This is a genomic window from Sphingobacterium detergens, from assembly GCF_003610355.1.
Classification (GTDB): Bacteria; Bacteroidota; Bacteroidia; order Sphingobacteriales; family Sphingobacteriaceae; genus Sphingobacterium; species Sphingobacterium detergens.
In genome coordinates, this window is record NZ_RAPY01000002.1 from 635,323 (window position 1) to 656,521 (window position 21,199).

Annotated in this window: 17 protein-coding genes; 13 read left to right on the forward strand and 4 right to left on the reverse strand. The window is 43.3% G+C overall.

The features are described 5' to 3' along the window. Positions 1 to 37: 37 nt before the first annotated feature. Both DFQ12_RS14740 and DFQ12_RS14745 read right to left on the reverse strand, forming a co-directional pair. Positions 38 to 1,231, reverse strand: a complete 1,194-nt coding sequence (locus tag DFQ12_RS14740) for a FecR family protein (RefSeq protein ID WP_120259815.1) — start codon at positions 1,229 to 1,231, stop codon at positions 38 to 40. Positions 1,232 to 1,316: 85 nt separating this feature from the next. Further along, a complete protein-coding gene (locus tag DFQ12_RS14745) occupies positions 1,317 to 1,856 on the reverse strand; it encodes an RNA polymerase sigma-70 factor (protein WP_167457285.1) in 540 nt (179 codons plus the stop codon). Positions 1,857 to 2,112: 256 nt separating this feature from the next. On the opposite strand from DFQ12_RS14745, the gene DFQ12_RS14750 reads away from it, so the two are divergent. Next, the gene (locus tag DFQ12_RS14750) at positions 2,113 to 2,955 is read left to right on the forward strand and encodes a hypothetical protein (RefSeq protein ID WP_120259817.1); all 843 of its coding nucleotides are present in this window, start codon (positions 2,113 to 2,115) and stop codon (positions 2,953 to 2,955) included. A gap of 183 nt (positions 2,956 to 3,138) precedes the next feature. On the opposite strand, the gene DFQ12_RS14755 is transcribed toward DFQ12_RS14750, so the two are convergent. Next, the gene (locus DFQ12_RS14755) at positions 3,139 to 4,176 is read right to left on the reverse strand and encodes a leucine-rich repeat domain-containing protein (protein ID WP_120259818.1); all 1,038 of its coding nucleotides are present in this window, start codon (positions 4,174 to 4,176) and stop codon (positions 3,139 to 3,141) included. Positions 4,177 to 4,535: 359 nt separating this feature from the next. Here DFQ12_RS14755 and DFQ12_RS14760 point away from each other — a divergent pair, with 359 nt between their 5' ends. The 5 genes from DFQ12_RS14760 (at position 4,536) to DFQ12_RS14780 (ending at position 11,635) form a co-directional block, all read left to right on the forward strand. Continuing rightward, a complete protein-coding gene (locus DFQ12_RS14760) occupies positions 4,536 to 5,072 on the forward strand; it encodes a hypothetical protein (protein ID WP_120259819.1) in 537 nt (178 codons plus the stop codon). A 333-nt stretch (positions 5,073 to 5,405) separates the two neighbouring features. Continuing rightward, complete coding sequence (locus tag DFQ12_RS14765; RefSeq protein ID WP_120259820.1) at positions 5,406 to 5,828, forward strand: hypothetical protein; 423 nt, start codon at positions 5,406 to 5,408, stop codon at positions 5,826 to 5,828. Between the two features lie 115 nt (positions 5,829 to 5,943). Continuing rightward, positions 5,944 to 7,023 carry an efflux RND transporter periplasmic adaptor subunit gene (locus tag DFQ12_RS14770; RefSeq protein ID WP_208642557.1) on the forward strand — a complete coding sequence of 360 codons (1,080 nt, stop codon included), beginning with the start codon at positions 5,944 to 5,946 and terminating at the stop codon, positions 7,021 to 7,023. A gap of 15 nt (positions 7,024 to 7,038) precedes the next feature. Further along, on the forward strand, positions 7,039 to 10,200 hold the full coding sequence (locus DFQ12_RS14775; protein WP_120259821.1) for an efflux RND transporter permease subunit: 3,162 nt from the start codon (positions 7,039 to 7,041) through the stop codon (positions 10,198 to 10,200). Continuing rightward, positions 10,193 to 11,635 (forward strand): TolC family protein, encoded by a 1,443-nt coding sequence (locus DFQ12_RS14780; protein WP_120259822.1) that lies wholly within the window; start codon positions 10,193 to 10,195, stop codon positions 11,633 to 11,635. The genes DFQ12_RS14775 and DFQ12_RS14780 overlap by 8 nt, the downstream gene beginning before the upstream one ends. A gap of 68 nt (positions 11,636 to 11,703) precedes the next feature. Here DFQ12_RS14780 and DFQ12_RS14785 read toward each other — a convergent pair whose 3' ends face one another. Next, positions 11,704 to 12,168 (reverse strand): PepSY-like domain-containing protein, encoded by a 465-nt coding sequence (locus tag DFQ12_RS14785; RefSeq protein ID WP_167457286.1) that lies wholly within the window; start codon positions 12,166 to 12,168, stop codon positions 11,704 to 11,706. Positions 12,169 to 12,384: 216 nt separating this feature from the next. Between DFQ12_RS14785 and DFQ12_RS14790 the strand changes: the two genes are divergently transcribed. The 7 genes from DFQ12_RS14790 to DFQ12_RS14820 all read left to right on the forward strand — a co-directional run bounded on the left by DFQ12_RS14790 (position 12,385) and on the right by DFQ12_RS14820 (position 21,114). Beyond that, on the forward strand, positions 12,385 to 12,777 hold the full coding sequence (locus DFQ12_RS14790) for a DoxX family protein (RefSeq protein ID WP_120259824.1): 393 nt from the start codon (positions 12,385 to 12,387) through the stop codon (positions 12,775 to 12,777). Between the two features lie 36 nt (positions 12,778 to 12,813). Continuing rightward, a complete protein-coding gene (locus DFQ12_RS14795; RefSeq protein WP_244211752.1) occupies positions 12,814 to 13,290 on the forward strand; it encodes a DinB family protein in 477 nt (158 codons plus the stop codon). A gap of 223 nt (positions 13,291 to 13,513) precedes the next feature. Further along, positions 13,514 to 14,200, forward strand: a complete 687-nt coding sequence (locus DFQ12_RS14800) for a response regulator transcription factor (protein ID WP_120259826.1) — start codon at positions 13,514 to 13,516, stop codon at positions 14,198 to 14,200. 2 nt (positions 14,201 to 14,202) lie between these two features. Beyond that, positions 14,203 to 15,549: a sensor histidine kinase gene (locus tag DFQ12_RS14805; protein ID WP_120259827.1), complete on the forward strand. Its 1,347-nt coding sequence runs from the start codon at positions 14,203 to 14,205 to the stop codon at positions 15,547 to 15,549. A 90-nt stretch (positions 15,550 to 15,639) separates the two neighbouring features. After that, positions 15,640 to 16,911, forward strand: a complete 1,272-nt coding sequence (locus DFQ12_RS14810) for a TolC family protein (protein ID WP_120259828.1) — start codon at positions 15,640 to 15,642, stop codon at positions 16,909 to 16,911. Then, positions 16,911 to 18,017 (forward strand): efflux RND transporter periplasmic adaptor subunit, encoded by a 1,107-nt coding sequence (locus tag DFQ12_RS14815; RefSeq protein WP_120259829.1) that lies wholly within the window; start codon positions 16,911 to 16,913, stop codon positions 18,015 to 18,017. Before DFQ12_RS14810 ends, DFQ12_RS14815 begins: the two co-directional genes overlap by 1 nt. Before the next feature lies 1 nt (position 18,018). Next, a complete protein-coding gene (locus tag DFQ12_RS14820) occupies positions 18,019 to 21,114 on the forward strand; it encodes an efflux RND transporter permease subunit (protein ID WP_120259830.1) in 3,096 nt (1,031 codons plus the stop codon). Positions 21,115 to 21,199 lie beyond the last annotated feature (85 nt).

The window sequence follows — 21,199 nt, forward strand, 5'->3', positions numbered from 1 at the left end:
ATCATAGATTGGTCCTCCTTTAGTAATTGTTTGTCTTTTAATTCTTATTCTTTACGGTCACGGTTTTTTGGTCAATGACGAATTCAACTCCGGCACCACGTTTTATTAATTCCAGGGCTTCGGCCAGGCTGACGCTTCGGCTAATGCTTCCGCCAAAGGTTTTCTTGGTGATCTGACCCTGATAAATGACTTTAATATCATACCATCGCGCCAGTTGCTCCATAATATCCTGTATCTTGTCATGCTCGAAATAGAAGTAACCCTGCTGCCAAGCGGTTTCTTTTTCAATATTCGCTTGGGAAATGCGCATGTCACTGCCATCAAATTCAGCTTTTTGCCCAGGGATTAGCTGTTTTGTTGTCTTGTTTTTATTGGTCAGTTGAATACTGCCATTGATCAGTGTGACATTGGATGAGCTACTGTTGTATGCCGTTAGATTGAAAGCGGTGCCTAAAACTTTGATGTCACCATGAGCAGTACGGACAATAAATGGTCGATTTTTTTCGTGCGCCACCTCAAAGTAAGCTTCCCCACGCAGTTCTACCTGTCGGATCGATTTGCCGAAGGCCAAAGGGTAACTCAGCTCCGATGCGGAATTGACCCAGACTTTGGTGCCATCGGGCAGTACCATCCGGTAGAATCCGGATGCTGGCACTGTCAAGGTATTTTTTAAGGTAGCAAGTTCTGCCAGCTCGCTGTTTTGTTTGTAATGCAGTTGTCCATCGCTAATCTGGAGCTGTTCACCATTTTTTTCTTGCAGGGTGGCTTGTTCGTGCGATAGTGCGATGGTTTTACCATCGGAAAGTGTCAGTGTAGCCTTCTGTCCGCCGGGTAAAACATCATTTTTATAATGATACACCTGATCGGCAACAATCTGCTTATCCCGATGTGTCGTATTCAGGAGCAGCGCGGCGCCAATAATGACGAGCAGACTGGCAGCTATACCCACGTAGATTTTTAGGTTTCGGATGCTGCGAATGCCGACTGGTCGGATTGCGGTTTTGGCAGGTTCGTAGGTTAGTATTTTAGCTCTTGCCTGATCGAGGTCAAGACTATTCCAAAACTGGGCATCGCTGGACTTGACACCTTGACTGGTATATTTCTCCCATTGATCGCGCAAGGTAGGATCATCTTCAAAGATCTTTTGAAGGGACTGTATATCTGTCTGACTCAGTGTTCCACTAAAGTGCTTTACTAAGTAATCTACTAGTATAAATTGCTGATCCTTCATGTTCTTCAATCGGTTGTTTGATTAAAAGAGCCACAAGGGATGTAAAAGGATGGAAGGAAAAATGAAGAAAAATTATAAGATGTTGTTAGTCAGGTAATAAAAATAATAGGAGTGCTAGCATCCGGCTATCCAGACGCGTGCGTAAAAGCTGTATCGCTCTTTTTTTCTGACTTTTGACGGTATTAATGGAAATGGTCAGGTTATTGGCAATTTCATCGTTGGAGAGCTTTTCAAAAATGGCCATATGCAGCACCTGCTTACAGCCCTGTGGCAATTGGTTGATCGCTTCCATCAGTTGGTTGATCACTTCGGCCTGCATCATGGCATCCATGATCGTCTGTTCTTCGATCATGTCCTTATCGAGCTGATCGAAGTACTTGCTTTTTACTTTTTCGCTTCGGATCTGTTTGAGGCAGTTGTTTCGGACGGCAATAAAAAGATAGCCCTTGCGTGCACCCTCATCTTCGGGCAAGGCATTCCGCCCCTCACAGAGTCCAGCGAAAAAGCTCTGGACAATATCTTCAGCCAACGCTTCATCATGCAGTATATTGTTTGCAAACAGACAGAGCTGTTTGTAATACCGTTGAAAAAGCGATTCAATGTCATAAGGTAGAGATGTCTGCAAATTTTCCAAGTGATTTAAAATGTATTAAGCAATCGACATAATAGGAGCTCTTGGAGCATGGCATAAATATAGGAAAATATGCTAAACTTTTGAATCGGGAGAAAATTAGGCGTAGACAGTCGTGTTGGAATCAATCGGGGACATCAATATTTTTTTTAAGAGACTTCGTATGAATTTTATTAATTTTTGCATCATAGTAGTGGAGACCACATGACAGCTCCGTCTGATAATAAACTATTTACTTTGTTTTTTTGGAATGAGAGCATTAAATACAAATAAGTCATCTATAAAAGTAGCGTTTTGGGTTATTTTTATTCTTTTTGGTTGTAACTCTGAAACTAAGCGACAGCAGTCAACCGCTAGAATCTTGCATAAGGTTCCTGCAAATGGAACCTACTTGAGGAACCCAGATAGCTCATTTCTTGTTGCAGTCGTTCAAGAATCAAATGCAATTTATTTATATAAGATAGGTCTAATGGACAGTGTTCATATCGTGAAATTCTTTGGCCAAAAAAGTAATGATACCATTTTTATGGATTGGCGAGATTATCAGAAAGATCCGTATAATCCGAAAATAAGTTATATTGGAGGACAAGCTTATCCAATGTGGACTATTGCCAGGAAAAATAAAGAAAGCCCTAAAAACGATATAAAGGGATATTTTTCAATGGGAGAAATGATGAAAGATGCCGGGTTAGGTCCAAAAATTGAACAAATTTCCAATGAGGATTTTTCTATGATATTGTCTCGTCAGCTAGAAAACAAGGTCGTTGACTTCAATAAGAATCAAATTGTATTTGATACTAAACATTTAAAAGGTCAGAAATATAGTTGTAATATGAGCATAAAATATAAAGATTTAGACTATGTATTTGATAATCCGTATGGAACAAATAATTTATTTTATCATCTTACAATTTCGCAAAATGGACAGGTCGTAAAATCTGATATCGATGATATGAAAAATACGAATCAAAATATGGAGCTGTTAAAAGCTGTTGCAGATAATTTAATTGGTAAAAAAATACAAATTTATACAATCTTAAACCTTCCTGTTTCAACTTGTATTCCTTGTGCGGTTAGGATACGGTTTGATTAAATTGGCTTGATCTTATGATGCGCTGTACCCTTTGCTTTTTTTGATCTGCTCAAGTACATATGCATAGATAAAAGGCAGGTAACTCTCGTTGTGTTTATTTATCTATTTGAATTGTATCAGAATGGCGGCAGTCTAGCTTTTGACCGGGCTGCCTAAATATATCGTTGGCGGATCTTATGAATTTTAGTCATTCATGCCGTCATAATAGACATCTGTTTTGGTCAGGATATCCTGAATCTGTTCGTATTGTTTTTTAGTAAGACCTGTTTCCTCCAAGAAAAACAACCCACCGAATTTTATTTTTTTGACGGAAGCCAAAAACGGCTCCCATTGCAGGGGATTATTGGTAAAGGGGATATAGGTCAGTTTGGGATTTGATGCCAGTACTTCGGGAAAGGAAGTAAATTTGTTGTAGGAAAAATTAGCTTTTTCTAATTTTTTAAGTGTAGCAATAGATTTTGGCAGGGCAGATAGTTCTGCATTTTCTATACCGAGCTCTTTCAATTCGGGTAGTTGCTGAAACAGATCAGGAAGCTCCGTTTGTTCTGGTTTACTTTTGTAATTGCGCGATAGATATAACACGGACAGTTTATTGAGGCTAAAGATTTCCTTTGGAAAGGCCGTAAACATATAGCTGTTCAGTCCGAGCTGCTGTAGATTTTTGAGCTGCGCAAATGATGCCGGTAATGTTGTCAACGGGTTGTTGCAATCGAAACCTTCAAGCGCGGTAAGATTGGAAATACTGGCCGGAAGTGTTGTTAACTGATTTTGCGTTAATGACAGCTTTTTCAATCGATGATTAGGCGTTTTGATTTCCGGAAAAGCTTCCAGTGCGAAATTGTTGATTGTCAAAACTTCCAATTGTGTGCCCTCATTCACAATCTTCTGTAGAAGGCTACTTTCGATCGTTTTTCCTGAGACCATGGTACTAAAAGACAGTTCTTTCAAGGTCGATAGATCTGCATTTTTAAATTCTTCGATACCCTGGAGGTGTATTTCCTTTCCACCGGTTGTTGTGGCATGAATAGTAGGGGTACTCGTGGTAGGCATCGGCGCAGCAAAGACGGCAGGCTCAGAAGAGCCTTCTGTAACCGGGGTTGCTTCGATCACAGGGATCAACTCTACTCGCTTAGGTTCTGGAAATTTTGCTTTCTTTTTCTTCTGAGCAGCCGCAGTAAGCGCGAGTATGGAGAGACTAAAAACGATAATATATTTTTTCATGCAGATCAGTTTTGATTTTTGTATGGATGCAAATATGGGCATTCAGACCGAGTGTTTTTTTATCTATTTATATCCGTGAGACTTTGTTTACAATTCGTTTTGCTTGAGGTGATATTTGCGCTACATAATTCGATGGGCATTTTGATTTAATCGCTGGGGGAAGGTTGCTGATATCTGCCTTTTTATAGCAACTTTTTTTTGAAATGCATTATTTTGCCAGTAAGTTGTAGTTGATAAATTACAATTCTGATTTTTTGTTGTATAAATCTGGTTAATAGCTGTATCTGAGTTTTTTAAGAAGTGAAAAACCGCTACTTTTGAGCCATCTATCTATGTTATATTATTAAATACATGTTATTATGGTTACAGGCATTCTAGTTATTCTATTCATTTTTTTGGGAGCATTTTTTTGGAGAAAAAAACAATTAGCACAACGGTTTAATGAAAATGTCAAGATTGCGGTCGATTATATGGTTCAGGAACACCCGGGACAATATAGCGGCGATCGAAATGCAAAAAGTGGCGTCTTTATTTTCAATGCCGAGCGTACAAACGATACATTGAAAAATGTTGTCATAAAAAAGGTAAAACCTTTACATTCAGCTTTGGATGTCAATCTCGAACATATTTTGCTGGTTTCATTGGAGGGGGCTGCTGCACCCAAAAATGTATCTGTCCGTTTTAAGGTCGTAAAGAAAGGGTCAAAGATTGATGATCTAAAAGGGGTTCTCATCAGCATATCTGGCGTGCTCAACTTTAAGCACGGGAGCCCAAAAGATTTTACCACAGTTTTACCAATTGCGGGTCTGTATCAGGTGGCGCGTACAGCAAAAAGTGTTGATCTAAATGATGCTCAGGTGTTGGGGGACATCGCGGACCTCAATCTTTCGATATAAAGGCAGCGTGGCAGGCCAAAAACCTGTGTAGGAAGAAGGAATCAAAATAAATCCTACAAAAGAAATTAAACTGATGCATGTGGACGAGGCATTCTGGCAAAAGTCGGAATGCCTCGTCCTGCGTTAGCGTTAAACTTGCATTGCGATGTTTCTGCCTTACAACACTAGAGCGGCTGTCAAATTAAAGTGTTTGCATAAATTTCTGTTAATATGATTATTTAAACTTTAAAGGTTTAATTTTAAATACTTTGTAACAATAGTATTTAATCTTTAACACTTCCATATCTAAATTGCTTGCATCCTTTTTAAAGTTTAATTACATTTGCTTTAACGATGCAAGGAAGATTCCGTCAATATCTGTTCGGCGTATGGTGCGCAATACTTGTCAGTTTAGGCTGGCATTATGCAGCAACAGCAGAATCTACCGTAGCAATCAACCGGCATGCTGTCGAACACTTCAATCGACAGGTAAAAGGCGCGCAACAGGATAACGACGTCATCCGTAAAAGTAAACATCGGCGCCACGAAAAACTCAGGGCTTATTTTGCTGAAAAAGACGGTGAAAATGATGATACCGGAAGCGACACCGACTCGCCAAATTTAATTGCACTTTCCAAAAATGATCTTGGAAATCTGACCGCTTACATCCATCCGGAGTTTCACAATACCTGCACAGCGATATCGCTTGCCAACACACAGCATCTTACCCCACTAAAAAACGCCCTTTATATCCATTACAGTGTTTTCAGGCTGTGATTTTTAAGTAATTTTTTTTAGAAAATATCAAAAATGGCTTTCAAGGTAATTTGGATGCCTGTCACACTATTGTTCAATTTTTCGAAAATTATTATAAAAATCTATGATCATGGTCATGAAAAATTTCATGTATATCAACCTGTGCCTTATTATGCTATCTACAAGCTGCCAGTCCGAGAAAAAGGAAAAAAAAGAAGCAGCAGTTTTCAACGTGACCACTCCGTTGGTGAAAGATACACTCGTCAATAAAGATTATGTTGCTCAGATCCGTTCGATCAATCATATCGAGCTACGCGCCCAAGAAAAAGGTTATATTCAATCTATTTTTGTGGACGAGGGGCAGTTTGTACAAAAAGGGCAGCCACTCTTTAAAATTATGCCCAACCTTTATGAGTCCGATGTCAATCGCGCAAGAGCTGAGGTGAAATATGCGGAGATCGAATATCAAAATACCAAAAATCTCTCCGAAAAAGATATTGTTGCCCCCCAGGAAACCGAAATGGCCAAAGCAAAATATGAAAAGGCCAAAGCCGAACTGGCATCCATGAATACGCACCTCAAATTTACGGACATCGTAGCACCATTCTCCGGTATTGTCGGTAAACTGCATCTACGTAAAGGTAGTCTGGTGGATGAAGGGGAGCTGATTACGGAGCTATCTGACAATAGCAAAATGTGGGTTTACTTCAATGTGCCCGAAGTAGAATACCTCAATCAGATGGAGGCTAAAAAGGATAACAGTCCAATGCATGTCCGGTTGAACCTGGCCAACGGAAAGGAATTTGGCCAGGAGGGAATTGTCGAAACAATCGAATCGGACTTTAATAACGAAACGGGAAATATTGCCTACAGGGCGACCTTCCCAAATCCAAAAGGTTTATTGCGTTTCGGGGAGACCGGCAATATTGTGATCACCTCGCCGTATACGAATGCTTTGATGATCCCGCAGAAAGCGACATTTGAGGAGCTCGAAAAGAAATATGTCTATGTCATCACAAAAGATAATAAAGTTAAAGCAAGAGAAATAAAGGTTGCTGCTGAACTGCCACATATCTATGTTGTCTCTTCGGGCTTGAGTAAAGACGAAAAGATTTTACTGAATGGACTTCGAATGGTACAGGAAAATCAGACCATTGAATCAAAGTACCAGACCCCGGAGAAAGTCATGTCAAACCTAGATTTATATGCAGAGTAATTAAAAAGCAGCATTATGTTTAAAAAAGTAATACATCGGCCGGTATTTGCTATTGTCATATCGGTTGTCATCTTATTTATCGGTGGTCTGGCTATCAAGCAGCTTCCTACCGAACAATTTCCGAAGATCGCCCCCACCACAGTGGCGGTTTCAATCGCCTATCCAGGGGCAAGTGCAGATGTGCTTGTAAAATCTTCACTCATTACCTTAGAGAATGCCATTAATGGGGTACAGGGCATGCGTTATATCGCAACAGATGCGACCAGTGCCGGTGAGGCTACGGTAAACGTGGTCTTTGACCCGGGGACAGACCCCAATGATGCGGTCGTACTGGTCAAAACGAGAGTGGATCAGGTGATGCCGCTGTTGCCCGAGCTGGTGCAAAAGGAAGGTGTGATCGTCAATCCGATTCAGCCCAGTATGTTGATGTACGTGAACCTGTACAGTACCAGTAAAAGTATGGATGAAAAATTCCTGTACAACTATGCGACCGTAAACATTATTCCCGAAATCAACCGGATCCATGGTATTGCCAAATCCCAGATCTTGGGGAGCAGACGTTATGCCATGCGGATCTGGTTAAATCCCGACCGTATGCGGGCCTATAGCTTATCTGTCGATGAGGTGATGAAGGCTATCGGTGAGCAAAGTATTATTGGTAGACCGGGACGATTGGGGCAGAGTTCAGGTATTGCTGCCCAGTCGCTGGAGTATGTGTTGACCTATAAAGGCCAGTACAATAAACCTGAGGAATATGAAAATATCATCGTTCGGGCAAACGGCGAAGGTGAAAATATCAAGTTGAAAGATGTTGCCAAAGTCGAATTGGGCAGTGAGTTTTTTGATATTTACTCGAATCTGGATGGACATCCCTCGGCTTCCATTGTACTCAAGCAGAATTATGGTAGCAATGCCAATGATGTTATTAAGGATGTAAAAGCGAAGCTGGCAGAGATGAAAGGAAATTTCCCGCCGGGTGTGGACTATAAGATCAGCTATGACGTCTCGCAGTTTTTGGATGCCTCGATCGAACAGGTAATGCATACCTTGCGTGATGCCTTTATCCTGGTGGCTATCGTTGTATTTATTTTCCTGGGCGACTGGCGCTCTACGCTGATCCCGATCATTGCGGTTCCCGTATCGCTAATAGGTACATTCTTTGTTATTCAGTGGTTCGGAATGTCGATCAACTTGGTTACACTTTTTGCACTCGTCCTGGCCATTGGTATTGTGGTGGACAATGCCATTGTCGTGATCGAAGCCGTCCACGCCAAGATGGAGGAGAGCGCCATCTCGCCTTACAATGCCGTCAAGGAAGTGATGGCTGAAATCGCCGGCGCGATCATCGCTATTACGGCGGTCATGGTTGCCGTGTTTATCCCGATTTCGTTTATGACAGGCCCTGTCGGGACGTTTTACCGTCAGTTTTCAATTACCATGGCGAGTTCCATTGTGATATCGGCCGTCGTAGCACTTACACTCACACCTGTGCTTGCAGCGATGTTATTGAAAAATAATCATGGAAAACCTCAAAAGAAAAATCTATTTACCAAAGCACTCGATGCTTTTAACCGGACTTTTGACCGGGTAACGGGCTCCTATGCCTCCTTGCTGCGCAAGATCGCCAGCCGGAGGGTCATCACCTGGGGCATCCTCATTGCTTTCTGTGTGGGGACTTTCCTAATCAACAAAACACTTCCCGGTGGTTTTATACCGAGCGAGGATCAGGGAACGATCTATGCCATCATTCAGACGCCACCGGGATCGACGCTGGAACAGACCAATAAGCTTTCCCGCGAACTGCAAAAGATCTGTCAGGGTGTGGACGGTGTGGAGTCGGTCTCTTCGCTGGCCGGCTATGAGATCATGACGGAAGGTCGTGGTTCAAATGCGGGAACCTGTCTGATCAACCTCAAGACTTGGAGTGAGCGGGAGCATGGTGTGAAAGAGATCATGGAAGAACTTGAAGAAAAATCAAAAAATCTGGGGGCGACTGTAGAGTTTTTCGAACCGCCGGCTGTTCCTGGTTTTGGATCCTCGGGTGGTTTCTCGATGCGCTTACTTGATTTAAACCGAACAACAGATTACCAGGATTTCGATAAAGTAAACAAAGCTTTTATTGCCAATCTAAAAAAACGTAAGGAGCTGACGGGAGTATTTACCTTCTTTGCAGCCAATTACCCGCAATATGAATTGGTATTTGACAATAATGCCGCTATGCAAAAAGGGGTTTCTATCGGTAAAGCCATGGATAACCTCAATATCCTGATCGGTAGTACTTACGAACAGGGTTTTATCCGTTTTGGTCAATTCTTCAAAGTCTATGTGCAATCATCACCCGAATTCAGAAGATTGCCTTCGGATATTATGAACCTTTATGTGAAAAATGATCATGATCAGATGGTTCCGTATTCGGCATTTATGACCTTGAAAAAAACACAGGGCCCCAACGAGATCACACGTTACAATATGTACAATTCTGCTGCGGTGCGCGGCCTTCCGGCAAATGGTTATACAACTGCTGACGCGATTCAGGCGATCAATGAGACAGCGCTGGCAACATTACCACACGGTTACAAAGTGGCCTGGGAGGGATTGTCATACGATGAAGCACAGCGCGGAAATGAAGCCATTTATGTCTTCTTGGTGGTCTTGGTATTCGTATATCTTGTTTTAGCAGCGCAATACGAAAGTTTTATTATCCCGTTTGCGGTTTTGTTGTCGCTACCGGTCGGTGTATTTGGCTCTTTCTTTCTCTTGAAGGCGATGGGGCTCGAAAATGATATCTATGCACAGGTGGGACTGATCATGATCATCGGTCTGTTGGGTAAAAATGCCGTGCTGATCGTTGAATTCGCCGTCAAGCGTCGCCAGGCCGGAGATTCAATACTGGAAGCGGCCATAGAAGGATCAAGAGCTCGGTTCAGACCAATCCTGATGACCTCATTTGCCTTTATCGCCGGACTTGTTCCGCTGGTCTTTGCGAGTGGTGCCGGAGCTATCGGAAACCATACCATAGGTGCTTCTGCATTAGGTGGCATGCTCGTCGGGACAATCTTTGGCGTTATCGTCATTCCGGGACTTTATTACATTTTTGCAAAATTGGCGGATGGTAGAAAAATGATCCAGGCCGAAGACGAATCACCTTTAAGCGAAGACATGATACATTATGAATAGAAATAGATTATATCAATATACAGGTTTTGCACTTTTCTTACTGAGTTTCGTGGGCTGCAAACCTTTGGAAATACAACAGCGTGCTGAAAATAGGGCTGTACCAGAGAAATATGGTACTGCCGAAAATGACTCCACAAATACTGGGAAAATCAAATGGAACAGTTATTTCAATGATCCCAATCTACAGGAACTGATCGGTCTGGCACTCGCAAATAATCAGGAGCTCCATATTGTGCTTCAGGAAATCGAGATGGCCAAAAATGAGGTCAGTGCCAAAAAAGGTGAATATTTACCTTCTGTAGGGCTTAAAGTAGGTGCCGGTGTTGACAAAGTGAGCCGTTACACCAATATCGGTGCGATGGAGAAAAATACGGAAATCGAACCGGGGCGGGAGATGCCCGAACCGCTGTTTGATTTTGGTGTCGGTGTACAGGCGCAATGGGAAACGGATATCTGGGGTAAACTGCACAATGCCACCAAAGCGCAATTGCAGCGGTATTTTGCGAGTGTGGAAGGCAAAAACTTTATGGTGACGCATCTCATCTCCGAAATTGCAGATGCTTATTATGAGCTTCTGGCACTGGACAACGAACTGCTGGTGGTCAATGAAAATGTGAAGATCCAAAATGATGCGCTAACAGTGGTCAATGACTTGAAAAAGAACGCGCGGTCGAACAAGCTTGCCATCAAAAGATTCGAGGCGCAGATATTGAAAACCCAGGGGATGCAATATGATATCCAGCAGCAGATAACGGAAACTGAAAATAGGATCAATTATCTTGTAGGCAGATTCCCGCAGCCAGTGCAGCGAAACCAGGATGCCTTTGAGCAACTTGTTCCACAGACAGTCTACACGGGTATTCCCGCCGATCTGCTGGAAAATAGACCGGATATTAAGCAAGCGGAATATGAACTCGCTGCTTCCAAACTGGATATTAAATCCGCGAAAGCGCGTTTTTATCCTTCCTTGGACATTGCTGCAGGTGTGGGCTTGCAGGCTTTTGATCCAACTTATCTGATTAAACCTGAATCTTTTCTGACTTCACTCGTCGGTGAGCTTACCGCTCCCCTAATCAATAAAAGGGCAATCAAAGCGGCCTATTATAATGCCAACGCAAGACAGGTGCAGGCAGTCTACCATTATGAGCAAACCATATTAGCTGCCTATATCGAAGTCGCTAACCAGCTTTCAAAAATTAAAAATCTGGAAAATGGCCTTGCGATCAAGACCCGGGAGGTCGATGCCTTAAAGGAATCTATTGCTATCTCCAATGATTTATTTAAGTATGCCCGCGCGGATTATATGGAAGTGTTGCTGACGCAACGCGATGCATTGGAATCCAAATTTGAACTGGTTGAGAAGAAAGCGAATCAGCTCAAAGCGAGTGTAGCGATATATAGATCTCTTGGTGGCGGCTGGGATCGCCAGCAATAGTTTGTCAATGTTTGTTTTTTACTGGTTGGGACTTATCGCTTGATAAGTCCCTTTTTTGATGGCTCGCCTTAGTCATCAAGACCGATGAAACTACCATCGGCATTAAATTTTAAATCCAGATCATTGGACAAATCGATTTGGTAACCATAAGGTTCTTTGTCTATACCTTCGATAAATAAAGGCGCTGGGTATTGCTTAACGATATAGTTCGATATAGGTGCGGGGATTAAGGCATCTGGTAATCTTTGATGATTCCCGTCAATGTCGGTCCAGTTGCCATCTTTGTCTAAATCGATCTCTATACCACTGTTCAACCTGACTTCATAGAGGCTACCGTCTGTATCGGCATTGTTTTTTCGTGTAACGCTGGCTACTGTGTTTGCTCCAAAATGAGATTCAATCATCGTTTTGCCTGCCTGAGGTAATTTTGCATAGCCGACAGGGCTTTCCATTGCATCATCTTTGTCACATGCTGTGAATGTCCATGCGCTGCCTGTTATCAGTACAGCTGCTAACCAAGTTAATTTCTTCATATTTGCTATTTTACTAAATTCTATTACATCTGTTGTAGGCTCGCTTTTTGTCATTCAGGCTGTCTTTAGCTTGGAGACAGAAAATGCCACAGGGTAAAGGTTCAGATAGATTCTGGAAACATTTGGGAAAGGGGCGGGGATAAGCGTTATTTTTCGAATCTTATTTGTCCTCAGCAAACTATTTTTGCCCTGTACTGTCTTCTATTAAAAAATAGTATGGAAAAATCTTGCCTTCAAAAGATTGCACGCTATGGCTTAGGTGCTTTTTTAATGGTAGCGGGAATCGGACATCTGACCTTTGCCCGGAAGGAATTTCAGGCACAGGTACCTGATTGGGTGCCGCTCTCCAAAGATGATACGGTCCTGTATTCGGGATTTGCTGAAATCGCGCTGGGCGGAGCGCTGTTATTGGCTAGGGGCAAACAGCGCGCTACTGTCGGAAAAATTGCAGCCCTGTTTTTTGTTGCGGTGTTCCCGGGCAATATCGCCCAATATAAAGAACATCGGGATGGTTTCGGACTGGACAGCGATGGGAAACGGTTTGCCCGTTTATTTTTTCAACCGATACTGATACTATGGGCATTGAAGAGCACGAGTAAACGAAAATAGCTTATTAAATCAAGTATGGACAACTTAGAAGTATGGATGCGGGGACCAATCAAGGGGATTCCAGATCTTTTGCAGCCGGTAGCACATGCGCTGCTGCAAGTGGAAGAGGATAGTGCAAAATATACAGCCCAGCTGTCGTCGGAGCAGCTCTGGGCACGCCCCTGTGGCAACGCTAGCATTGGATTTCATCTGCTGCATATCCGCGGTGTGATTGATCGCATGTTTACCTATGCTGCAGGCAAATCCTTGTCTGCCGAGCAGTTTGATTATCTCCAAAAAGAAGGCATCGTGGATATGGAGCTCAGCGTCGCTACGCTAGTCGGAAACCTACAGCTGCAGATCGGACAGGCTTTAGATGTCTTATCGGTGACTGATCCCTCAACGTTGACTGAAGAACGTTTTCTGGGGAGAAAGCAGATTCCAACGACCCTAATCGGTCTCTTATTTCATGCGGCTGAACATGCACAGCGTCATGTCGGCCAACTGCTGGTCACGGCCCGTTGTCTGAAATAAAGGTTTGGCTACGACCTGATCCACTTTGGATTTCTAGTCCTGTTAAGATCTCAACCAAGGAATTGATCCCAGATCAGTGGTGCCTGAGATCTGGATAGACAGGTCGATATGGGCAATATAGGGCTGTGGCCTATCTAAGGATTAATTTGTAAATTCGTATACTTGTAGATTCCATTAGGATATTCATAATTTTTATAATCCCGTATAAAAATAAATTCAGTTTATGCAGATACTTTTGGTAGAGGACGATCGTCGTATTAGTAGCTTTGTCGTGAAAGGGCTGGAAGAGTTGGGCCATCAGGTCATTTTGGCGGAATCCGCTGAAGCGGCACGAGAATGGGTCAATGCAGATTCCCTGGATATTGTGGTACTGGATATTATGTTACCGGGAATCGATGGGATCCAGTTTACAAAAACGCTGCGCTACCGAAAAAACCATATTCCCATTCTGATCCTCAGCGCACTTGGTGAAATTGAAGATAAAGTCGATGCCCTGGAAAGTGGTGCCGATGATTACCTGGTCAAACCTTTTTCGTTTAAAGAACTCCTCAGCCGCATCAAAGCTTTGGTACGCCGGGACAGCTATAAAAATGCAACCCATGTAAATGATAGCTGCATCGAAATTCGCGATCTCAAAGTGGATCTGGATCGTTATGAAGTCTATAAAGGTGGTGCAAATGTTGATCTTTCGCCTAAAGAATTTAAGCTATTTAAGTATTTGATTGAAAATCGCAATAAGACCCTTTCACGTACCGCGATCCTACAGGCTGTCTGGGGTATTGATTTTGATAACAATACCAATGTCGTGGATGTCTATGTCTCCTATCTACGGGGGAAAGTGGATGATGGAAGTGATACATCCATTATCAGGACGGTCAAAGGGGTCGGTTACATGCTCAAAACGGACTGACCATGAACCTCAAGATCAGACTGACCCTTTTTTCTTCCTTGGTCTTCACGATCATTTTTGGACTTGCAACGCTGGTCATTTACTGGATATTCTATAATTCTTCCGAACGGCATCTGATCAGTTCGCTGGAAAAAAATGCAAAAATCGCCGGTATCTATTACCTGGAGGCGGATGAACAGAGCCCCTTAAAACATCTGGAGTCCAAAAATCAGTATGAAAGTCTGGTCAAGCGGGCTATGGTAGCGGTCTATAATGCCGAAGGCCAAGTGAGTTATGGTGGCCTGAAATATGATAATCAAATCAGTAAAAGCTTGTTGACGCAGCTGAAATCCCAAAAAACTGTTTATTTTAAAACGGAGGACAGCTTTTATTTTGGCCTGTATTATCCCGATAATCAGGGTGATTTTTTTGTCTTTGTCAAAGAGTCTAATACGGACTTTAATCAGCAACTAAATCGCCTGCTTTTTATTCTCGTGCTCGTTTTTCTGGTTGCCTTGATCAGCATTGTTTTGTTATCGGTCTGGCTCAGCAAATATGCCTATCTGCCCATCCGGAATGTCATTCAGGAAATCCAACATAAGGATTTAAATACTATCCAGGAGCCATTGACGGTTATTAAGACAAAAGATGAGCTGCAAGATCTGATCGAAAGCTACAATGCGCTCCTGCGCCGGATCAGTGAAAATATGATTATCCGAAAGAATTTTGTGAGCTATGTATCCCATGAGTTTCGTACACCTCTCGCCGGTATTTTGGGGTCGATGGAGGTTTTTGGAACGAAAGCCCGTAGCCAGGAGGAGTATCAGGAACTGGCAGCGACCATCACCGAGCATGTAAATTTTCTAAATCACCTGATCGGAAATTTTCTATTGCTGACGGAAGATCAAGCTTTGAAGCGGTCGATGGAGGTCTTTCGCATCGATGAAGTGGTCTGGGACTTGGTACCTAAGTTTAAGCGGACATTTGCCGTACCCCTGAAAATCGAGCTACAGGTGGATGAACCACATTATTTTAATTTTCGGGGTAATCGCATGCTTGTGGCCTTGTCGATCTCCAACCTGATCGAAAACGCTCTTAAATATGCCAATGGCCAAGAAGTAGTGGTGCGCATGACGACCCTCGATGAGCGCCTATCCCTAGAAATTATTGACCAGGGTATCGGTATTCCACAAGCGGAGCTGGAGGCCGTGAAGCAGACCTTTTACCGCGGAACAAATGTCGGTACTGTCAAAGGTAGTGGTATCGGCCTTTCCTTTGCGCAGATCGTGTTTAAAGACCAGGGGGTGGACTTTGCTATTCGTTCCAATGACCTGGGGACGACCGTATCGCTGCTGTTCCCAAAATTCTAATCATTCTCTAATCTCTTCTAATCAAACTTTAATTTACCTTAAAGTTGCCTGTAATCCCTGTCTCTTAGTTTTGTGGAAATACAAAATAGAGTGAGAAAAATACGCATTACATTAGTTCTTCTTCTTGGCTTGAACAGCAGATTATTTGCACAGGAAATCCCCGAAAAGCATTTGCAAAAATCAGAGATTGAGCAGGTATTCCTAACACATAACCTGTCCTTGATGGCGCAGCGTTTTCAGATGAAACAGGCTGAAGCAGCGGTACTACAGGCCAAGCTGTGGCCCAACCCCAAGATCTCCATCGGTGAGGTCAACCTCTGGAAAAACTCTTCCAGTGAGGAGCTGCCGGCATTGATCGGAAATTACGGACGATACCAACAGGTGGAAATGGAACTGGAGCAGACGATTGAACTGGCCGGCAAAAGAAAAAAACGGGTACAGCTGCAACTCCTTGAAAAGGAGAATGCGCAACTTCAGTTTGAGGAATTGCTCCGCAACCTGAAATATGACCTCCGTAGCCAATGCCTGGAATTGCAAGTGCTGCAGGAAAAGGAGCGTCTCTATAGCAATCAGGTCGGAATCTTCCAGAAGCTGGCGCAATCTTATCAAAACCAGTGGAAAGAAGGCAATGTCAGCGAAATGGATTACCTCCGGATCCAGAGTGAATCCATGGCTTTTGGGAATAAGCTGAACGAAATACAGCAGGAGAAAATAGCAAAAATGAACGATGTTGCGCGTTATCTCGGGGCAAAGGGAACGGCGCTTTTCATCGCGGATACCATCGGTAGCCCTGCCTTTATTGCGAATAGACAAAACGAATGGAAAATCATGGCCATGGATAATCGTAGTGATTATAAAATCATTCACAATGAATTTAAGAAAGGGCAAGTGCAACTGGAAATAGAGAAAGCCGAACGTGTGCCAAACCTGGAAGTCTCCGTGAATTATGATCGGGGCGGAAATATTATGCGCGATTTTATTGGTCTGGGGCTTTCTATGGATCTGCCTCTATTTAATAGAAACCAAGGGAATATCAAGATCGCGAAACTGGAACTGGAAAAAAATAAGGTTGAAATCGAGCAGTTTCGTATTGATATCGAACGGGAGATCGATTTTCTTTCCGCACGGCTAAGCAATTTGGAATCTAGCCTGAAAGCTATGGATAAAGGGTTTGACGGTAAGCTGGATGTTGCCCTGGAACGCTATGTCCGAAATTTCCAGGAACGTAGGCTGACCATTGTTGAGTTTATAGACTTTATCAATAATTATATGGAAAACAAAGAATCAATATTGGAACGCAGGGCTAAATATCTTCAGTATAGCGAAGAACTGACCTATTTAGTCGGAAAGGATATTGTCTAATGAAAGGTAATTTTTTAATGCCACTGGCGCTTTTGTCTATTTGTCTCCTGTGGGGCTGTCAGTCGGAGCAAAAGGAGGAACAGCATGTCGTAGAGACAAAAGGCTTTTGCTTAAGTGATGATTTCAAACGCCATATCAAAATTGATTCGATCCAAAAGCGGGATGTGTCTGAACAGATCACCTTAAACGGCGCAATTCAATACAACCAGGATGAGCTCGCTGCGCTGAAGAGCCCTATTCAGGGAATGGTGCAATCTGTCGCTGTAAAAATGGGTGATTATGTGGAGAAAGGGCAGGTGCTGGTATCACTCAAAGGGACCTCGGTCAATGATCTAGGAAAGGAACTCCGCGAGCTGGAAAACAATAGACGCCTGACCGAAAGTAAGGTGAATAGTTTACGTAGTATGCTGAAAGATGGCATGGCTTCCCAGCGTGAGCTGGAAGAGATGGAAAGCGAACTGAAATCTGTGCAGATCGGGATCCAGAACGTGAAGGCGAATATGAAACTGCTGAACGGATCCGCTGAAAATGGTGTTTTTTATATCCGTGCACCCAAAACTGGGTATATCGTTGACAAAAAAGTAAGTCCGGGTATGACCGTAGGTGACGATACGGATCTACTGTCCATCAGTAACCTGAATGAGGTCTGGGTGACCGTCAATATTTACGCAAATAACTTACCCTTTGTCAAAAATGGCGCTCATGTGAGGATCACAACCTTGGCTTATAAAGGCGAATATTTTGATGGCTATATTGATCAGGTGGCCAACTTTTTTGATCCCGAAGAGCGGGTGGTCAAAGCACGCGTCAAGCTGCTCAATAAGGATTTGAGGTTGAAACCGGGCATGAGCGTGGATGTGTTGGTCGAGAAGGGATCCGCAGGGCAGCAGCAACACTTGTTGGCAATCCCCAAAAACGCCATTATCTTGCATAATAACAAGAATTATGTCGTGATCTACAAAAGCGACTGTGATCTATCCGTAAGGACTGTTGATATCGTGTCGGAAAACGAAACTTATGCTTTTGTCGAAACAGGATTGGAGGAAGGGGACCGTGTGTTGACAGAAAATGAATTGATTGTATTTGATGAATTGATGAATAGATAGGATGAAGAAGGTTGTACAAAATATCGTTTCATTTTCATTGAAACATTCCTTGGTGGTGCTATTTTTTACGCTGGCTTTATTGTTCGGTGGAATTTACGCTTACCTGCATACCCCGATCGAAGCATTTCCAGATGTAACGAATACCCGTGTTCGGATCATCACACAATGGCCGGGACGCAGTGCCGAAGAAATTGAAAAATTTGTCACACTACCCGTCACCAAGGAAATGAACACCATCCCCAAAAAGACGAATGTGCGGTCGATTTCCCTGTTTGGACTCTCTGTGGTGACGGTGCAGTTTGAGGATGAGGTCGAAGACTTCTATGCGCAGCAATATGCGGGTAATAAAATGCGCTCCATTGAGCTGCCGGAAGGGGCCGAAAGTTCCATTGAACCACCTTCGGGGGCCACAGGGGAAATCTTTCGCTATGTGGTCAAAAGTAACCTGCCGATCAAGGAGGTATCTGCTATTCAGGACTGGGTGATCGAACGGGAGCTTGTTGGGGTGCCGGGGGTGGCGGATGTCGTAAGCTTTGGTGGTGAAGAAAAGATCTATGAAATAAAGATCAATCCAACGGAACTGGCCAACTATAACCTTTCACCATTGGATGTGTATGAGGCGGTATCGCGCTCAAATATTAATGTGGGTGGTGATGTAATCCAAAAAGGAAATCAGGCCTATGTCGTGCGCGGCGTGGGGCTGTTGGATAAAATAGATGATATTGGCAATATTTTGATCAAGGTGGTAGGCAATACGCCTATCCTGGTCAAGCATGTGGCTGAAATAGAATTGGGTGCCAAACCGCGGCTTGGACAGGTGGGGCTCAACGAGGAAGATGACCTGGTACAGGGGATTGTCATTATGCTCCGGGGTGAAAATCCATCGGCAGTAGTGACACGCCTGAAAGAAAAAATTGAGGAATTGAACGGCCGTATCTTACCGGAGAATGTCAAGATTGAACCGGTGATTGACCGCACAAAATTGGTTAACAATACAGTGCATACGGTGTCGAAAAACCTGATCGAGGGTGTTATCCTGGTTTCGATCATTGTCTTTATCTTTTTGAACAACTGGAAGACAACCTTTATTGTAGCCTCGGTAATTCCATTGGCCTTCCTGTTTGCGATCATCTTATTGAAAATTCAGGGCCTGCCGGCTAATCTGATTTCCATGGGGGCATTGGACTTTGGCCTATTGCTCGAGGGGACGCTGGTGATCGTGGAGACGGTTTTTGTCTCCCTGGAAAAGGAGGCACATCGGCTGGGGACGGCCCGTTTCAACAAAGTCTCCAAGCTGGGTATCATTAAAAAGAGTGCAGGTTCGGTGGCTGGATATATCTTTTTTGCCTTATTGATCCTGATTGTCGCCCTGACGCCGATTTTCTCTTTTCAAAAGGTAGAAGGAAAGATGTTTTCACCTTTGGCCTTTACGCTTGGCTACGCCCTGCTGGGTTCTTTGGTCCTGAGTCTGACCTATGTGCCTGCAATGTGTAAATATCTGCTGAAGAAGAATATCAAAGAGGATGAAAATAAAATAACGCGGGTAAGCCGAAGGGTAATTTTTAAAGGATTTAAGAAAGCTTTTGATCATCCCAAATGGACCTTGGGGATTTTTGGATTGGCATTGGTTGTCTGTATGGTGCGGTTTAGCTATTACGGTTCAGAATTTCTGCCAAAGCTCAATGAAGGCGCCATTTATGTCCGGGCGACATTGCCAAATAGTGTCAACCTGGAGGAATCCGTCAAACTAACAAAAACGATGAAAACAAAGTTGATCAAACAGTTTGACGAGATTGATTTTATTATGACACAGACGGGTAGACCCAATGACGGAACTGATCCGACGGGTTTTTTCAATATCGAATTTAATATTGAATTGAAGCCGGAGGGTGAGTGGAAGCGGAAGATATCCAAGGAAACATTGATCGGGCAGATGCGCGATAGCCTACAGACTTTCCCCGGAATAAATTTTGGCTTTAGTCAACCTATTCAGGACAATGTGGAGGAGTATGTGGCTGGCGTGAAAAGTCCGTTGGTGATCAAAATTTTTGGTGAGAACCTCCAGGATCTGGAGAATAAAGCCAACAAGTTTGCCGAATCACTTCAAAAGGTCGATGGGATCACGGATGTAAACGTGTTTAAAAATATCGGCTTACCCGAATTGCGCATTCAGCTGCATGACTCCAAGATGGCGAAGTATGGGGTATCGACCAGGGATGTACAGTCGGTTATTGAGATGACCATCGGGGGGCAATCGGTGACGCATTTTTACGACAATGAGCGCATTTTTGATGTCCGTCTCCGCTTCCAGAAGCAGTATCGCGATAGCCCTGAAAAGATCGGGAACATCATTATCCCCACGATGAACGATCAGAAAGTACCGTTGCGGGAAATAGCAACCATAGACTATCATACAGGACCAGCCTTTATCTATCGCGACGGAAATTCCCGCTATATCGGGGTTGGATTTAACATCGAAGGTCGGGATCTAGGCAGCACCATTGCGGATGCAAAAAAACAGATCGCGGCTGACGTTAAATTGCCCAAATCCTATAAGGTTGTCTGGGCCGGTGAGTTTGAAAGTAAAGAGCGCGCGACCAAACAGTTAATGCAGGTGGTCCCGGTTTCACTGTTATTGATCTTGCTTTTGCTCTATGCTAATTTTGGAAATCTAAAAGATACACTGATCTCCTCCCTGACACTTGCTTTTGCATTTATCGGTGGGTTTGTATCCCTGTGGATGACGGGGACAACATTTGGGATCTCGGCCGGTATTGGTTTTATTATTCTCTTTGGTGTCGCCACGATCGATGGGATTGTTTTAATCGGTGTCATGAAAGAAAACCTGTTAAATAAAATGGGCTTGATGCCTGCAATTTACGAAGCCGTAAAAAGTCGGATCAGGCCAATCCTAATGATTGCGCTCATGGGCGCGATGGGCTTATTGCCAGCAGCACTGTCCAACGGAATGGGGTCCGAAATCCAGAAACCATTGGCCATTATGATTGTCGGTGGGTTGATTATCTGTATGATTCTTTCATTCTCCATTCTGCCGATTGTTTTCTACTATGCTTACAAAAAGGAAAATAGAGATTAAGCACCCATTTTTTATTCATTATATACTTGATAAAGGTTGCCTGCTAATAAAGCAGAGCAGCCTTTGTTGTTTTATTGTAATCAAG

Bases quoted from the DNA above. Each gene is read 5' to 3' on its own strand.
- DFQ12_RS14740 (WP_120259815.1), bottom strand. From the start codon at position 1,231: ATGAAGGATCAGCAATTTATACTAGTAGATTACTTAGTAAAGCACTTT.
- DFQ12_RS14750 (WP_120259817.1), top strand. From the start codon at position 2,113: ATGAGAGCATTAAATACAAATAAGTCATCTATAAAAGTAGCGTTTTGG.
- DFQ12_RS14755 (WP_120259818.1), bottom strand. From the start codon at position 4,176: ATGAAAAAATATATTATCGTTTTTAGTCTCTCCATACTCGCGCTTACT.
- DFQ12_RS14760 (WP_120259819.1), top strand. From the start codon at position 4,536: ATGGTTACAGGCATTCTAGTTATTCTATTCATTTTTTTGGGAGCATTT.
- DFQ12_RS14765 (WP_120259820.1), top strand. From the start codon at position 5,406: ATGCAAGGAAGATTCCGTCAATATCTGTTCGGCGTATGGTGCGCAATA.
- DFQ12_RS14770 (WP_208642557.1), top strand. From the start codon at position 5,944: ATGAAAAATTTCATGTATATCAACCTGTGCCTTATTATGCTATCTACA.
- DFQ12_RS14775 (WP_120259821.1), top strand. From the start codon at position 7,039: ATGTTTAAAAAAGTAATACATCGGCCGGTATTTGCTATTGTCATATCG.
- DFQ12_RS14780 (WP_120259822.1), top strand. From the start codon at position 10,193: ATGAATAGAAATAGATTATATCAATATACAGGTTTTGCACTTTTCTTA.
- DFQ12_RS14785 (WP_167457286.1), bottom strand. From the start codon at position 12,168: ATGAAGAAATTAACTTGGTTAGCAGCTGTACTGATAACAGGCAGCGCA.
- DFQ12_RS14790 (WP_120259824.1), top strand. From the start codon at position 12,385: ATGGAAAAATCTTGCCTTCAAAAGATTGCACGCTATGGCTTAGGTGCT.
- DFQ12_RS14795 (WP_244211752.1), top strand. From the start codon at position 12,814: ATGCGGGGACCAATCAAGGGGATTCCAGATCTTTTGCAGCCGGTAGCA.
- DFQ12_RS14800 (WP_120259826.1), top strand. From the start codon at position 13,514: ATGCAGATACTTTTGGTAGAGGACGATCGTCGTATTAGTAGCTTTGTC.
- DFQ12_RS14805 (WP_120259827.1), top strand. From the start codon at position 14,203: ATGAACCTCAAGATCAGACTGACCCTTTTTTCTTCCTTGGTCTTCACG.
- DFQ12_RS14815 (WP_120259829.1), top strand. From the start codon at position 16,911: ATGAAAGGTAATTTTTTAATGCCACTGGCGCTTTTGTCTATTTGTCTC.
- DFQ12_RS14820 (WP_120259830.1), top strand. From the start codon at position 18,019: ATGAAGAAGGTTGTACAAAATATCGTTTCATTTTCATTGAAACATTCC.